Annotated in this window: 18 protein-coding genes; all 18 read left to right on the forward strand. The window is 30.8% G+C overall.

Annotated features, from left to right (window positions below):
* Window positions 1-143: 143 nt before the first annotated feature.
* A complete protein-coding gene (locus MBFIL_RS00610) occupies window positions 144-1,496 on the forward strand; it encodes a phage head morphogenesis protein (RefSeq protein ID WP_066970449.1) in 1,353 nt (450 codons plus the stop codon).
* A gap of 28 nt (window positions 1,497-1,524) precedes the next feature.
* Window positions 1,525-1,797: a hypothetical protein gene (locus tag MBFIL_RS00615; RefSeq protein ID WP_066970451.1), complete on the forward strand. Its 273-nt coding sequence runs from the start codon at window positions 1,525-1,527 to the stop codon at window positions 1,795-1,797.
* Between the two features lie 297 nt (window positions 1,798-2,094).
* A complete protein-coding gene (locus MBFIL_RS00620) occupies window positions 2,095-2,463 on the forward strand; it encodes a hypothetical protein (protein WP_066970452.1) in 369 nt (122 codons plus the stop codon).
* A 6-nt stretch (window positions 2,464-2,469) separates the two neighbouring features.
* The gene (locus tag MBFIL_RS00625; protein ID WP_066970454.1) at window positions 2,470-2,946 is read left to right on the forward strand and encodes a hypothetical protein; all 477 of its coding nucleotides are present in this window, start codon (window positions 2,470-2,472) and stop codon (window positions 2,944-2,946) included.
* Between the two features lie 372 nt (window positions 2,947-3,318).
* The gene (locus MBFIL_RS00630) at window positions 3,319-3,603 is read left to right on the forward strand and encodes an XkdF-like putative serine protease domain-containing protein (protein WP_066970455.1); all 285 of its coding nucleotides are present in this window, start codon (window positions 3,319-3,321) and stop codon (window positions 3,601-3,603) included.
* A gap of 9 nt (window positions 3,604-3,612) precedes the next feature.
* A complete protein-coding gene (locus tag MBFIL_RS00635; RefSeq protein ID WP_066970457.1) occupies window positions 3,613-4,572 on the forward strand; it encodes a hypothetical protein in 960 nt (319 codons plus the stop codon).
* 22 nt (window positions 4,573-4,594) lie between these two features.
* Complete coding sequence (locus MBFIL_RS00640; protein ID WP_066970459.1) at window positions 4,595-5,647, forward strand: hypothetical protein; 1,053 nt, start codon at window positions 4,595-4,597, stop codon at window positions 5,645-5,647.
* Window positions 5,625-5,885 (forward strand): carboxypeptidase regulatory-like domain-containing protein, encoded by a 261-nt coding sequence (locus tag MBFIL_RS00645; RefSeq protein ID WP_169805482.1) that lies wholly within the window; start codon window positions 5,625-5,627, stop codon window positions 5,883-5,885. Before MBFIL_RS00640 ends, MBFIL_RS00645 begins: the two co-directional genes overlap by 23 nt.
* A gap of 30 nt (window positions 5,886-5,915) precedes the next feature.
* A complete protein-coding gene (locus MBFIL_RS00650; protein ID WP_157078606.1) occupies window positions 5,916-6,359 on the forward strand; it encodes a hypothetical protein in 444 nt (147 codons plus the stop codon).
* Window position 6,360: 1 nt separating this feature from the next.
* Window positions 6,361-6,798: an HK97 gp10 family phage protein gene (locus tag MBFIL_RS00655; RefSeq protein WP_066970465.1), complete on the forward strand. Its 438-nt coding sequence runs from the start codon at window positions 6,361-6,363 to the stop codon at window positions 6,796-6,798.
* A 1-nt stretch (window position 6,799) separates the two neighbouring features.
* The gene (locus tag MBFIL_RS00660) at window positions 6,800-7,324 is read left to right on the forward strand and encodes a hypothetical protein (RefSeq protein WP_066970467.1); all 525 of its coding nucleotides are present in this window, start codon (window positions 6,800-6,802) and stop codon (window positions 7,322-7,324) included.
* A complete protein-coding gene (locus tag MBFIL_RS00665) occupies window positions 7,321-7,710 on the forward strand; it encodes a hypothetical protein (RefSeq protein WP_066970469.1) in 390 nt (129 codons plus the stop codon). Before MBFIL_RS00660 ends, MBFIL_RS00665 begins: the two co-directional genes overlap by 4 nt.
* Window positions 7,711-7,726: 16 nt before the next feature.
* Window positions 7,727-9,121 carry a hypothetical protein gene (locus tag MBFIL_RS00670; RefSeq protein WP_066970471.1) on the forward strand — a complete coding sequence of 465 codons (1,395 nt, stop codon included), beginning with the start codon at window positions 7,727-7,729 and terminating at the stop codon, window positions 9,119-9,121.
* A 22-nt stretch (window positions 9,122-9,143) separates the two neighbouring features.
* Window positions 9,144-9,518, forward strand: coding sequence for a hypothetical protein (locus MBFIL_RS00675; protein WP_066970473.1), 375 nt, complete (start codon window positions 9,144-9,146; stop codon window positions 9,516-9,518).
* A 76-nt stretch (window positions 9,519-9,594) separates the two neighbouring features.
* Entirely contained in the window at window positions 9,595-10,077 is a 483-nt protein-coding gene (locus MBFIL_RS00680) for a hypothetical protein (RefSeq protein ID WP_066970475.1), read from the forward strand.
* Window positions 10,078-10,277: 200 nt separating this feature from the next.
* A complete protein-coding gene (locus MBFIL_RS00685) occupies window positions 10,278-14,447 on the forward strand; it encodes a hypothetical protein (RefSeq protein WP_066970477.1) in 4,170 nt (1,389 codons plus the stop codon).
* Window positions 14,448-14,458: 11 nt separating this feature from the next.
* Complete coding sequence (locus MBFIL_RS00690) at window positions 14,459-15,295, forward strand: peptidoglycan-binding domain-containing protein (protein ID WP_066970479.1); 837 nt, start codon at window positions 14,459-14,461, stop codon at window positions 15,293-15,295.
* A gap of 25 nt (window positions 15,296-15,320) precedes the next feature.
* Window positions 15,321-16,988: a transglutaminase-like domain-containing protein gene (locus MBFIL_RS00695; RefSeq protein ID WP_066970481.1), complete on the forward strand. Its 1,668-nt coding sequence runs from the start codon at window positions 15,321-15,323 to the stop codon at window positions 16,986-16,988.
* Window positions 16,989-16,990: the final 2 nt, after the last annotated feature.

The following is a 16,990-nucleotide window of genomic DNA, read 5'->3' on the forward strand; positions in this document are numbered from 1 at the left end:
TACCAAGACACCTGAAAAAAATATACAAGACAGAACAAGGAATAACAACCTATTTAGATCTTCAAAGAATAAAATGGGAGCAAGAAAGAGGAAAAATTATCTCAACCATGAAGTTTTTGACATAGCCAGAAAAAGATAATAGTGTGCTTAAAACTATTAAATCATACTTAGATTTTAATGTTGATGAGCTGTTCGGTTATTCTGATGAGGTTAGCAACACATTAAAAACACAAGTATTCACTGCATCAACTACAACTTTACAAAGAGTAGATAATAACATAACAAAAATAATAAACAAAGGATACACAGAAGGACTAGGAAATCGTGAAATAGCACAAAACCTCAAAAAAGAATTCACAGGACTTAAAACATGGGAAGCTGAAAGAATAGCAGTAACAGAAGTGAACAGTGCACAAAGCCTAGGAGCCTATGAACAATACTTCGAAGACGATATAAAATACCACCAATGGAGCACATGCGAAGACAGCAGAGTAAGACAAACACACGCACTACTTGATGGTGAAATAGTAGAAGTAGGAACAAGGTTTAATAATGGTTTACTATATCCTGGAGATAAAACAGGAGAAATGAAAGAATGGGTCTGGTGTAGATGTGTCACACTGCCTTATATAATGCCTTATGGGTACATGACCCCAGTAGGAAAAGAGAGATTCTATGAATCAGATATCATAAGTATTAATTCAAAAAATATAAACAAACCTACTAATAAAGTTCCTGAATTTGATATTAATCGTTTAAATAAAAATGAGCAAGAATTCTACAAAATAAGTAAATCCAACAATAATAAAAAAATGATTAAAGAGTTAGAATCAATAGCTAAAAATAAAAAAATTATTGTAGAAGAAAACATTGGGGATATTGAAGTAAATATGAAATATGGACTTAAACCCACTAAACTCAAATCATACAATTATATGGGTAAAACTCCTGAGGAAAATATCCGCATATTAGTTGAAGCTGATCTGGGTGAAGCCAAGATAATTAAAGAATCTTATGATAAATTACCTTCAGTATTAAAAAAGAATTTAGATGAAGTAGTGCATCTTAATCAACATGCAATAAAAAGAATAGGTAATAATCATGAAGTTGTTGAAGGATATGTAAGCAAACGCATAACTTCAGAAGGAATTAAAAGAATGTATATTATGAAAAATAGTAATATTAAATCTACATTATACCATGAATTAGGGCATTTAATTGATCTTCAAAAAACAAAATATGGAGTAGATTATGTTTTATCTACAAATAGCAAATATATAAAAAGTGCTGAAAAGGATTATAATGCTCTAAAAACAAAAGGATTATCTGGAGAGTATAGGTGGCCTTCTGAATATGCATTAGATAGTTATGAGAATTATGGCAATTATGCTGAAGATTTAGCCGAAAGTATGAGATTATATCTTAATAGAGATAAGAAGTTCATACTTAATTTCCCAAATAGGGTTAAAATTATTAAGAAAATATTAAATAGTTAAATTCATCAAATAATATATTGGTGATAAAATGACACTTGGATTCTATGGAGATTATAATGAAGAGACTATCGAGTTACCTAATGGATGGAGTGTATTAATAGAACATGGTAGCAACTATCCTGAGGAGTTTTATAAGGGGGAAACTAGATTGAAAGCTCCAGATAGAAGAATAACTCTATATGATGAAAATAAAAAAGTTATTGGAGTTAAAATTGAAGAGAATCCTAATCTTTTAAGTAGATTAAATCCTGAGGCTAATAAAGGTCGTTTTGTAGATAATGATGAGGACATTCTTCTATAATTTAAAGATAATTATGTTTTCACTATTTTATAATTTTTTATTATAATATTTTTTTTAGCCAATAGCTATTTATGCTAGTTGTTAGCTATTGTCGTGACCATTTAATTTTAAATGTTTATATATTATTAATTTCACATTATATAGCTGAATAAAGAAAATTAAAGCTTAATTAAAAAGATAACGAAATATTTAAAACCATAATATTAAATTGTCATTACACTATTTTATTTTTTTTATTAATATTACTTCCCCAAATGGGGTAGCGATAGCTCTATTCAATGATTAAGAGGTGTTATTATGCTTAAACGTATGAAAGAAAAGGAAAGAAAACATGCTGAAGGTAAAATATGTGGTTGTGGTTATGCTCCACATGGACAAATAGATTATTATGAAGATGGAACTTATAAAGTTTATCATGTTAATAATGAAGGAGAATTAGTTGAAGTAAAACGATCTATAGAATCAATTTTACATGCAATCTATTCTCCTTCTAAAAAAGAAACAATAAATCGATTGAGTGATCACATTCATCTAGATGTAAAACCTACTATTAGAAAACCTGTTAGAGCAAATCCAAATAATAGAGGAAAACTTCTATATGAAAGTAAAGATAATCCTTTAATGTTTAATTTCAAGAATAAAGTTAGAAAAATATTAAAGAGATGATTCTGAATGAATACTACTAATAATGATTTTTTATTTGATTTAATTAAATACAAGTATAATGAAGAAAATCAAAGAAACTTTGAAATCGACACTAAAAATAACAGCATGATTGCTTTTCTAGGAGTTATGTTAACTGTTCAAACTACATTTGGATCTTTCATTGAAAACATGACTTTATTATCTAAATTGGTTTTTATTTTATCATTAGTTTTTTATCTTTCTGCTTTAATTCTTTTAATTCATTCTTATTATTTTAAAACTTTTAAAACTGTTCCTAACGCTAATATTCTTGAAAGTTATTATAATACTTTTAAAAATAAAGATGTCATTTTAAATGAGTTGTTTGGTGATTTTAAAAGAGCTATTGATTTTAATAGAGAAGTTATTAAAGTGAAAGTTAAGTTTTCTAAATTGGGTTTTTACTTGTTGATTTTTGGGGGATTGTTAGCAGTGATATTTGTAGTAACTTATTTAATATTGTAATTTATACTGCTTAACAATCCTCCCAAATTTTATTTAAATGATTTTTTTATTATCATTTTTCATCAGATTTTTCTGAGTATTCATCACGATCAGGAATATTATCATTCCTATCTTTATCATCAGTTAAATCAATCAATTATAATCACCTCCAATAATTGTATTTAATTCTTTTAATAATTTCAATTTATATATTACAGTATTACTTTTTAGTATTACAATAGCTATTTTTCACGAAAAACACCATAGTTTTATTGAAATAGTAATACTTTTCACTAATATTTATAAAAATTATATTTTTTTAATCATTCAAAATGCTCCCTGTGGGCTAGCGATAGCTATAATTAAAGAAATAGCTAGGAGATGTAAAATACCATGACCAAATCAAAAATAGTATACAAAAACAATAAACAAAAACTAATCACAGCACCAGTACTCATACCAGACTACGCTGACTGTGACGCACCAAGAGGAGAGAAAAAACTAACCATAGAAGAAATACAAGACTTCTCCCACAAATACATGGAAAAATACAGAATAAGTGACAAACAACACGACTACTTCCAAACCAAAAAAGAAGTAGCTATTCCAGTAGAATCATGGACACTAAAAAGTGACACAGAAATGGACAATGGAGAAACCTACCCCAAAGGAACCTGATTTGTCACAATGAAAGTCCATGATGATGACACATGGAATAAAATAGAAAATGAAGAATACACTGGATTAAGTGTTACTGTGACTCCTGAAAATGTGGCTGATGCATTAGTAGCTGGTAAAAGTAGAACACTAATTAAAGATGTTCCCAATCCAGTTGCAGCCACAATAGCTTTTGTTGATAAACCATGTGTTCATAAGGCCACTTTTTGCAGTGTTAAATCAATTAATTCAAATGAATCTTATGAAAGTAAACACAAACTCTTAAATAATGCATTAAGGAATTTATACCGTGACAAGGACGTTTATGCTCACATTCTTCTTACATTTGATACTAAAATAATTGCTTATATGGAATGGCAACAATCAGAATCCCATTTTGAAATTCCATACTCCATAAATGTTAATGGAGAAGTTGAATTTGGAGAACCACTTGAAGTTCAACAAGAATATGTGGCTAAAAAAATGTTAGAAAAAAGTGAAAAAGACACAGCTATTAAAGCAGGTAGAAGCATAAGCGATTCCACATACACAAAAATAAAGAAAGCATGGGATTCACTGGGAAACCTGATAAATAAAGCTGAAAATGAAAGAACTGAAAATGTGATTAAAGGTGATAAAATGACAGACAATAATGAAAAAGAATATGTTACTAAATCTGATTTAGAAAATCTTAAAACTGAAATATTAACAGCTGTTAAGTCAGCACAAAATAATGAATCTACTTCAAATAAAGAAGAAGATGAACTAACAAAATTGAAAAAAGAAAATGCTGATTTAAAAAAGAAACTTGAAAGTTCAAATAAATCAGATGAAACTAAAAATGAAGAAACCGACCCTGAAGAAATCAAAGGAGCATCAAAATCAATACCCAACCATGAAACCAACGATCAAATAAGTAAAAAAAGCACCAAAGCAACAGTATTAGAAGCAATGGGCAGAAATAGCAGCGGACTAACAATAAAAAAATAGTACTAAATGGAGGATTAAGAAAATGGATAATAACGATATACTAAACGAATTAGGAAACCAAGGAGCAGCATTTAAAGAATTAACCAATATTAAAGATGGGAAAGCAATACTTTCACCAGCACACCTGGGAAAATTCTTAATGTACGCATCACTTGATCAAACAATACTAAACTCAGCAGCATTTGAACTAATGCCTGCACCAGAGAAAAATTTAAACCGTGCAGGAATTGTAGGGAGAGTTTTAAGTAATGGTTATGATGAAGAAGGTAAAACCCGTGAATTAACAGAAGACGAGAAAAAAGGCTTAAGTTTTGGAGCTAACACTTTAATAGCTAAAAAACTTAAAGCATGTGCTAAAATAGAAGACGATGATATTGAAGACAATATCACAGGAGAAGCATTAACCAACACATTACTACAAGAAATGGGTAGAGCTATTGGTGAAAACCTTGAATTATTCGCAGTATTTGGAGACACCACAATAAATAAAGCTGATGATCCTTTACTTTGTATAACTGATGGTTGGTTGAAATTAGCAGAACATCAAATAGCTGCAGAGGATGATTTCACATTAGATAATGCTTCTCAAATTGAAAATATTTTTGATGCAGGTATTCGTAAATTATCTCCAAGATTCAGAAAAAGGGATAAATTAATATTCTATGTTCCTTTCGAAGTTGAAGATGCATACCGTGATGTTCTTAAATCACGTAGCACAGGTTTAGGTGATGCAACACAAATAGGGTTTGCAGAATTAAAATACAAAGGAATAACCATTAAAAATGCAAACACCTTGGATGACCCAGAAGCTAGAGAATTAATAGGTGCAGGAAAAGTATTATTAACCCAACCAGAGAATTTAGCCTGGGGTATTAGATCCAACCTCAGTATTGAACCAGAAAGAAAAGCTGGAATGGAAAGAACTGATTACTGGTTCAGAATAAGGGGAGATGCTGATCATTACTTCCGAGATGGAGCAGTAGTAACAACAATACCTAATGATATTCTTGATTCCTTAAATGGAATAGATACTGAGGATACTGGGGATGGTGGTGAACAATCACCCATTGGCTAATGTATCTGTTAATGTGAAAGATCAGGATGAAGCTAATCTTCAAGGAGTTTTTGTTGAGATAGTTGGAACAGAAATTACATGTACAACTGGTTCTGGTGGAGGATGTACTTTACAAGAAGTACCATTAGGAAATATCAGTTATACTGCAGTTAAAGATGGATATGTTACAGGTAATGGGACTTTTACAGTTACTTCTAATTCTGGAACATTAGAAATAACATTAACTGAAGAAGAATAGCTATTTTAAATAAAATAATCATTGATGGAGGTGAATATAATTCCTGAAGAAACTGAAGAAATCATGTACTGCACACCAGAAAAAGTCATAACTTTAACTGGAGTACAACCACGCCACTATAACTATGATACTGAAAATGAAGAAGAAAACGAAACAAAACTCAATGAATTACTCAATGATTACATAATAACTGCTAGTGAAATGATCAACGAATACACCAACAACAATTTCATAGAAAATATTCCTCACACTATAAGCTTTGTTTGCTCATTAATTGTCAGTAACATAATAACTAGAAATACTGTAAGACGTGACATTCCTTTTCGTCAAAAAGATAACTGGGATCAGGAATTAGTTCAAGTTGAATTATTCACCGATGAAATCAAAGAATTACTTGAACCATTCATAGTATCTGATGAAGAGGAAGTGGCCACTAATGATATTACTTTTTTTGCAATAACTGGGGAGAATTAAGATGTCCTATACCATAACAATCACTGTTAATAATAAAAATATTAAAAGACTCTCAAAATTCCCAAGAAGAATAACAAGAAGAGTTATAACATTATCTAAGAATGAGTTAATTCGTAATCTTAAAAAAGCAACACCAAGAGACACTGGAAGAGCTAGAGGGTCTTGGCATGCAGATCGTAGTAGTCATGATCATGTTAAAGTTTCATCATCAGTACATTACATGAAATACTTGGATAAAGGAACAGGAATCTATGGACCAAAACATAGACCTATCACAATTAAAGGAAATCCCTGGTTATATTGGAAAGGTGCAAAATATCCTGTTAAACAAGTAACTGTTAAAGGGATTAAACCTTACAATATTGTAGTTAACTCAATAAAAGCAACAGAATCAAGAATAATAGAATTTGGAAACATGGCCATTAGTGAAGTGAAATAATATGATTACTAACCCAGATATTGCACTTGAAAAAATTCAAAACTATCTTGAAAATGAAAGAAAAAATACAGAAGGATTATTATCAGATGTTAAAGCTATTTATCAAGGAGAAGATATTGATCATCAACCAAAAATCCCCTATTTATGGTTACTTGAGGAAATAATTGAACAAGACACGGAAATGACTACATTTGATGAAGAATGGTACAGTTTATCTCTTATAATCTGTGCTGTTTGTTACAATCCACAAGATCTAACAAAATCATACAAAGAAAGTAAAAATTTGGCTGTTCGTGCAGGTCAAGCATTAGAGAAACAATTCACTAGTGATAATGATTCTTATTTTGAAAGTATTGAATTCATTAATTTTTCACCATCAGGAGTTCATATTGAAGGGGCTAGTGATAGAGTGCATCAATCAAGTGTTAGTTACACTTGTTTGTTTAAAGAGAAAACTAATAATGAAAATAGTACTAGATTTGAACGTTCTAGAATTAGTGGAGATATTAGGCGGTTTAAAGAATGAGTAGAAGAAGGAATAATAATACTAATAATGAATCTAAGGATATTAATCTTTTAGATTCTGAAAAAGAGAATAAAGATACTAAGGTTAATCAGAATTCAGAAGCTGAAAAAGAGAATAAACTAACATCAAATTCTGAAGATAATAACTTAAACAAAAATCATGAAGGATCTAATAATAATACTAATACTAATAATGAATCTAAGGATAAAAAACCCAAAAATAACAAAACAGACACAATAAATCCAAATACATGGAAAATAATAAAAAACATCCCAGAACATCTATATGAAGTATTCACACAACAATTAAAAGAAAATAAAGAATACACAAGCAAAGAACTAGATGAAAATTACAAAGAATTCTTAAATAAAAAAATAACAAAATAAAGGAGACTAGATATTTATGGGAATTTTAAGACCAAATGTCACAGCAGAAACAGTTGAAACTGATGTATCATACCCAATCGGAACAGCAGGAACTGTGGCAATAATTGGAAACTTCGAAAAAGCAGAACATGGAGTAATCTATGATTTCTTCGGAGTAAGACAAGCACTAAGAGCACTAGGTGAAAACGAGAATTATAGTGGAACTGAATGCATAAAACAAGTATTCAAATCAGATCAAGAGAATGATAGTAATGGAGCAAACCATATAATGGTTTATCAATTAGGAACTAGACAAAAAGCAAACTTAACACTAAATAATATTATAACATTAGAAGCAGATAAAGGAGGAAAATATGGTAATAATTTCACAATCACAGTAATTCCTCATCAAATTGAAGAGGTAACTCTTAATTATGACATAATAATTAAGTACAATAATGAAATAATCGACCATATAAAGAAAATACAACTAAACGATATTGTAAACCGTATCAATCTACAAACTCCTGGAATAAACGCTCAATTACTCTCACCCGAAGTACCTGAAACTGAAGAACCTCAGAATGAAACAGAATTAACATTAACAGAAGACCAACCATTCACAGGAGGAGAAGAATCAGAAAACTTCACAATTGAAGACATTAATAAAGCATTGTTTGATCTTAAAGGTGAAAAATTCGATTATTTCATCAGCACTGAAATATTAGACATGGAAACAATTTATCCAATCATAAGCAAATGGACTGATATAAAATTCAAAAATGATAAACCAACAACAGCAGTACTACCATTAACATCCGAAACTAGAGCAGGAAATATAGCTATTACTAATATAGCAAATAGTAAAAACATTATTTATTTATCACAAACATTCAATAATTACTCTCTAGCACCATCTGTTGCCAGATGGGTTGGATTTATCGCAGGATTACCAGTTAATGTCAGCGGAACAAATAAAATAGTGGGTGACATTGAAACAATCTACCCTCTCTATAATGATGATGATGGAGATGAACTTATAGAAGCAGGAATAACCATTTTTGAACAGAAAAATCGTCAAAACAATAAATATGGATGTGTTTCAAGTGTAACTTGTGAAAAAGAAACATACTCCAATGGAGATTTAAAAATATACTCTGAACAATACATAACAAACATATTACACTATTTAACATATTACTTTGACTTATCAGATTGGCTAGGAAACACATTAATATTAGCTGATTTAACCTCAGCAAATGGACAATTATTAAACAGAGCAGACGCATTACTGTCTGCCAAGATAGTTACAAATGTTGATGTTAATGCAACTCCAGATGAGGATGATCCTTTTATGTTGAATGTAGATTTCGATGCTAAAGTACCTCGTATTGTTAAAGGAATAAGAAAAAGAATAAAAGTAGCATTATAGTTAAAATAGAGGTTTGATAGTTATGGTAGAATATATTAAAATGAAAATAGATGATGTTCCTGTTGCACAAGGAGTGGACATGGACTATGATGATAGTCCAGAAAATGAAGAAATCGTCTGCTTTGATGAAAATGTTAATATTGATAGTTCATCCAAAATAGAAGTTAATTTCACCAGGATCTCATATAACAGTGAAACTTATAAAGGTTTAAGAAAAGCTATTATGAAAATGAATGATAAAAAAGATGGCGGAACAATTATAATTGAAGATGAAGATGAAGTAATCACATTCATTGGTTGTAAAAGAGGAAAGTATAGTGTTAAATATTCTGCTAAACGTAAGAAAGAAATCAGTGGATCGTTCAATGCTAAACGCATTGAGTTTAAAGATAAATAATTCAATAACATTATTATTACTTTTTATTATTTTATTTTTATTAAATTATTATTATTAAAAATTGGAAGGATAAATCATGGCTCTTAAAATATCAACATTAATTAAACAAGGCAAAAAAGACAAACTAATACTCAAAATAGACTCATTAAATGACACTATCGAAGCATCACCACTATCAAGAAGACAATGGGGAGAAGTTGAAGATATTGAATCACAAGCAATGGGTGAAGTTGAAAACATACAAACAGAAATAGCTGATAAAAAAGGATTCAGAAGCAAATCCAAAAAAGATAAAAAATTAGAAATGGCTCAAGAACTAAGAATGAAAATGAGCATATCAGAACAAATAGTAAGTTCAAGAGAAGCTCAAACAAGAGCAATATACTTATCACTATCACCTCATGACTCATCACTCGAAGAAGACCAAATACAAGATTTACTTAATAAAGAACAGTTTGATGAAATATATGATAAAATACTCGATATAAGTGGAATAGTTCAAGATGAAGAAGAAGCTAATGAACTAGGTGAAGATTTAAAAAGATTTCCTAAAGACTGATGAATCAAAAGAATTAGCTTGGTTATGTAGTAAATATGGTGGAAACTACAAACTAGCAGAAGATCCTTTTGATTTAACAATTATTCAATGGTTATGGCAATTTAATTCATCAATATTGCTACATAATGAATTAAATAATGTAAAAACTGAAGATTTAGATGATGAAGAAGATTAATTAATTTTTAAGAAACGTGATTTAAATGGCTATTTCAAACAATATGATCGAAATCATCATAAAAGCCATTGATAAAGCTTCAGAGGTAGCTGAAAACATAAGCGATAACTTTAAAAAATCAGGAGATGTCGCGAAAAAATCATTTGAAGATGCTAATAAATCTATTAAAAACACAGGAGATGTTGCACAAAAATCATTTGATAATGCAAATAAATCCATTAAAGGCACATCAGACACTATTAAGCAAACAGGAATAGATAGTCGTAGTACATTCATGCAAATACAGTATGGTGCGAACAGTAGTTTAAGTAATGTTAATCGTAACTTAAGTAGTGTTAAATCAACAGGTAATAGTACATGGTCTAGTATTAAATCAAGTGCAGGTAGTGCATGGTCAAATATTAAATCAGGTGCTTCTAGTATGGCATCTAGTATTTCACAATCATTCAGTAGTATGAAATCAAATGCATCAGGGTTCATGGATAGTCTTGATGGTGTTCAAGGATTAATGGCTGGAGCATTAGGTGGTATGGGAGTAAATGCAGTTTCTGATATAGTTGTAAATACTAGTGCTAAAGCAGAAACTAACAAAATACTTCTTAAAAATATGACTTCAACATCTGCAGGAGCAGAAAAATTATACAATACTATTGATAATGCTACTAACAAAACATTAGTATCAATGCAACAAGTAATACCTGCAATAAATGCATTTAAAGCATCAACTGGTGCTAATGAAAAAACATTAAATACTGTAAGTCCTAAAGTTGCTCAATTTGGATCATATGTTTATGCATTAACAGGTTCTGCTGCACAAGCAGAAGGAGCCATGTTCGATTTAAGTAAAGGTATAAAAGGAGCATATGCTTCACTTGATCAATATGGAATCACTGAAGCATCATTAATGAAAACAGGACTATGGAGTGGTAAGGAAGACGATGTTGAAGGATACATGAATGCAGTTAATAAAGTAACTGGTTCAACAGATGAATTAATGGGAACTTTCACAGGATTGCAAGCCACAATGACTAAAATGTTCTCTATTGCAGGTAAAAAAATAGGGCAATATGTGCTGCCTGTTTTAAAAACTATGATTGAAGGATTCATGGCTCTTGATAAAACATTAGGTGGTAATTTAACACTTGGATTATTGGTTGCTGTTGGAGCATTAGGATTATTATTAACTGCAGGAGTTGCAGTTAATACTCTATGGCCAATATTAACAAGTGGTGCAGGACTATTTGGAAAAACTCTTACAGGATTGAAAGGGATAATTAGAAGCACTGCTGTGGAAACTGAAATATTAAATGAAGCAATGGGAAAAGCAGGAGAAGCACTTCCAGATGGAAATGGAAAAGATAAAGGTGGTAAAGCTCCTAAAGGTAAAGGTAAGATTCCTAAATTAGATGCTGTTAGTTTTAAAGATACTATTAAAGGAGATCTTAAAAACATTGGTCGTGGAACAGTTGCAGCTGCTGCAGGAATAGCTGCAGGAATGGCATTAGCAACAGAAGCATTAATACTTATGCAAGGACCAATGTGGGCTCTTGGAGAACTAGGTAATTCATATAATAAAAATAAAACTAATATCTTAGCTGGTGCTGAAGCATTTAAAACCGTTGGAATTGTACTAGCCCTAATATTGCCTCCGATCATCGCGTTCGCATATATTATGGGTACTGCAGGTGGAGGATCATTTCAAACATTAGCAATGGGTTCACTTGCAGCTGCTGCAGGAATAGCTATTGGTATAGCATTAGCAACAGAAGCAATATATTTATTAAAAGTGCCATTATGGGCAATTGGAGAGCTTGGAAGTGATTTCAATAAAAATAAAACTAATGTTGAAGCAGGATTGAAAGTTTTCAAATTAGTTAGTGATACTCTTATTCAAGCAGCACCATTTATAATAATATTCGCTGCTGCAGTAGCATTATTTGGAACTGTGCCTGTTGCAGGTTTAATGGCTGCTGCAGGAATAGTTATCACTATAGGTCTTGCAACAGAAGCAATAATATTACTTGAAGAACCACTTAATAAAATAAGTGATCTTGGAGAGAAATTCAGTGATTTAGGTAAGGTTAAACAAGGTGCAGAAACTATTAAACAAGCAGCTATTGCACTTACTTCATTATCTGAAGCTTTAAACAGTGCTAATAATGCTGCAAAAAATAAAATATCATTAAGTGTTATAAATGAGCTTGCAGGATGGTTTGGAGGCTTCACAGCAGGAGGTGGAGTGTTCTCATCACTCACCAAAGGAATAAAGGATCTAGATGTTTTCATTGATAAATTAAATAGTATCAACATCCCAACAGTCCCTACTGAGATAACTAATAAACTTAAGAGTTTAGCTGAAACCATTAAAGCAGTCAGCAGCATTTTCAACTCAATGAAAACAGCCATTGGTGATGGAGGAGATACTGGTTTTGAGAACTGGAAATTTAACCTATTTAATGGAAATGGTTCAGAAATAGCTGAAAACTTATCTAAATTAATAGATGACTCTGTAAATTTAGTTAAAAAAATACAAGAAAAAGCAGAAAGAATCCCCGCAATACCAAAAGGAATTAGTGACAAATTAAAAAGCATGGCTGAGATAGTTAAAAGTATCTCTGAGATAATGAAAACAATGAAAACAGCCATAGATTCTGGAGCTGATTTAACTTATAGTAATAGAGTATCTAATGGTAGAACAGGATACTTAGATAATATTGTTAAACAAATTGATGGCATAATAATCATGACAAACACTCTTAAAACTAAAATGGCGCGTGTTGATCAAAAAGGAATAAGTGGAATAGGCACTAAATTCAGATTATTAACCAATGAACTAAATTACTTCTTAAATGATATTATAAAAGGAAATGAGAGTTTTAAAAAGATCCTGAATCTTAAATCTGGTGAAAATCTTGAAAAAGCAACACCACAAATAAATAAAACAGTGGATGGAATAATCACATTTATCAATGCAACTAAACCTAAAATGGAAAGAGTTAATGCTGATAGTATAAGTGGAATAGGTGAAAAATGGAGATTATTATCTAGTGAGTTTGGATATTTCATAAATGATGCTGTTTCAATAAGTCAAAAAATGGCAGGATTAGCTAAAATCAAGGTGGAATATGTTGCATTCTCACAGCTAGAAAACACTATATCTAATGTTATCTCATCAATTGGAAGATTGAAAACATTAATTCCTGAAGATTTAGATGTGGCTGGTTTAGGTGAGAGATGGAGAGCTTTATCTAGTGAATTTGGATACTTTTTAAATGATTATATCAGAATTAATCAAAGTTTTGCTAATATGCCTGAAGATCCAATACCTCCAGAAAAATTCACTAATATGGAAAATGCTATTAAAACTATTATTACTAGTCTTAAAAATATTCAATCAGCTGTTGGAACTGATGAAGGAAGTAATTTAGATGCTGAAGGATTATCTTCAGCTATCACTACTGTTACAAGCACAATAACACAAATCAATAGTGTTCTTAGTGCAGCATCAGGAGTTCAACCAGCAGCACAAAACCTTGGAAGTAAAATAACAACAGGTATCAAATTAGGTGCTGTAAATGTAGGATCAGCTACAGTCACTATTATAGGTACAGCTATAAGTGCTATTCAGAATCGTTATGCTACTTTTCAAAGTGCAGGTACTACTGCAGCACAAAAATTTGTAGCAGGACTAAGAACTGGTTTAGCACCAGCATCACAGACAATGGTAACAGAAATAGCTCAAATAATATCAGCTATACAATCACGTTATACTACAGCATATAGTGCAGGTTACACATTAGGTCAGAACTTCGCAAAAGGTTATAAATCAGGAGCTGATGTTAACAGTCCAGGTTTAGCTGCCCGTACAACAGCAGAAGAGATAGGATACATATTATCAGCTATTACTGCTGGTTTCACACCAGCATATCGTGCAGGAGCAACACTTGGAGGGAATTTCGCAAGTGGTTATGGTACACCTGTATTACCTTCAATAGGAAATGTTTTTGAAGATTCAGAATTAAATTTAAATTCATTACTAAAACTACTTAAAACTAATAATAAGGATACTAAAACTGTTAAAAATAATATCCAAGTATATATTAAAATTGATAGAGTATCCAATGAAGAAGACATACAAGAACTAGAATATCGCTTAGAAGCAGTTATTGACAATATACTTAAACGAAAAAAATAATGGTGTTTATTATGGATAACGAGCCATCATATTATAAAATCTGCCCTAAAACAAAAGCAGTTCAATCTATTGATCTTAATGTCAAAGTAGGATCATCATACGATCCTCAATTAAATAATGAAACTATTGATTTTGATGGAGTTATTGGAAGTCAAACAGTATACCAAGGAGCAGGAGGAGGAGAACTTAAAATAACTCCTGTTTTTGAGTTAAACAAAAAAGATCATGTTAAAAATATTAAAAAACTAGAAAAATGGTATATGAAAGGAACAGAATTAACTTTAACATATGCTACAGGTAAAATACACTCTGGTCTAATGATGGGTGGTAATTATATAATAACTGATGTTAATGTTAAAGAAAATAATAAACAAATTTATGAAGTTGATTTAACTCTACAAAAACAGATAACCTATCCCGTATTATCTAAACATTTCACGAACTGGAAACCAAAAAAGAAAAAGAAACCATTAAAAGGAGCTAATAAAACCCCAAAATCAAGTAACTACAATAAATTAAAAAAATGCATACCCTTGTACAAAGATCATGCAGGAAAAAACAAAAGCACATCATGCGACTTAATATTCCAAAAGATATTAAGATCATATGGGTTCTATATTAAATACAAAAATAAAAACCTCAAATTAGATGGATATTATGGAATATACACTCAAGATGCTTGTATAAAATTCCAAAAAAAATATAAAATTCCTGTCACAGGTAAATGTGATAAAAACACTCTTAAAAAGATAGGTGCTTTAATGATTAAAAGTCAAAGCTCTAAAAGTTCCAACTTACTTAAGAATACACCAAAATTACCAGATTATATTAAAAATATAATAAATTAAATTTCAATTAACGGGATGGTATAAAATGCCAAAATTGTACATAGGAACAACATCTGCAAAATCAATACCAATGAGTAGTGATTGGACATACAAACAACATGCTTACAATGCAGACATACTAACTTTTAAGAGTCATATTTCATTGAAACAAGGAAATGATATAAGATTAACAGGTAATTTCAGACCATTTGGTGGGCAAGTAACAGATAAAAATGATAATAATGGTATTTATTCTTATGAAGTTATTGATTACACAAAGTTATTATTTGGAAAAGTTAATCAAAGCTTCACAAAGAAAAAAGGACATCAAATATTAAAAACAATACTTAAATCAAGAAATCTTAGAACTGGAGGGGTGCGTAAATCAACAAGAATACATAAAAATCTTGTTTTTAAAAACATTCAAGCAATAGATGTTTGTCATCAATTAGCCACTCTTGAAAAAGACAATTATCAGTTTTATGTTAATCATAATGGAATTGGAGTGTTTAAAAAAAGTAAACAGTCATATAATGGTTTTGTATTTAAAAAAGGAACATATTCCAACTCATCAATTCATGAAACCACATCAAACATAATAACTGGTGTTAAAGTTTATGGTAACGAAGAAAGTAAAACATTACTTTACAGCTACCAAAATAAGAAATTATCTGCTCAATTTGGTGTTATCACTGAATTGATAATGGATGATAAAATAAACACAAAAGCAAAAGCAAAAATCGCAGCTAAAAAATTATTCAAAACTAAAGGCAGAGCAACACTGGAAGGCACAATAAAAATACCAAACATCCCTGATTATAAAGATATTAGGGCTGACCAATACTGTGTTTTTCAAGATACTCATGGCAAATACCATTCATTTTGGATTGAAGAAATCATCACAACAAGTGCATCTCATCAATTAAAATTAATGAGTAGTAAAACACTAGCTCCTGATAATTGGACATACACACCACCTTCACCAAAAACTGGTAAAAAAGAATGTAATACTAATTCCAATAACTCAAAAGCAGTTACACCTCCTAAAAAAGTTGTGGGGTCTTGTGGAAAGTGTGGATACACACCAATGGCTAAGAATAGCTTTGTTAACTATTGTCCATTATGTGGTAAAAAAGGAAAACTGAAATTTAATTATGGGCACACAGGGAAAACAAAATACAAATATATTAATCAAGGAAAAGACTATGCACAATTCACATGCGATAATAACAATGGTGGATGTGGGGCCGACTACTGTTCAAAATGTGGTAAAGAGAAATTAAACTCATCAAAGACTTATTTAAAAAAAGCAGGTGAAAATAGTGCAAACAGTTGTAAAGCCACAGGAAACTACAACACTAACACCATAAAAGGTATGGCTAAAACATTGTATGATCAAGGTGGAGCAAAAGCAATATTCAATTATGTAGATGGTTTCAAATGGAAGTATGAGCTGGGGGATCAACAGTCTGATGAGCAAGTATTCAAACGAAAAGTAGCAAATTGCTATGATCAATCACAATTACTCGTTACAATGCTAAAAGCAGTAAATGTACCTGCAAGATTAAGTAATGGTACAAGCTGCGGAATATATCCTCATAACAATGTTATTGCTAAAGTCAATGGTAGAACTATTGTTATGGATCCTACATGTTCACATCCTGGAAATGCTAGAAGAGGAGCATGGGTTCAAAGAATAAGAAGATATGCATAAAC

The organism is Methanobrevibacter filiformis, assembly GCF_001639265.1.
Lineage (GTDB): Archaea > Methanobacteriota > Methanobacteria > Methanobacteriales > Methanobacteriaceae > Methanacia > Methanacia filiformis.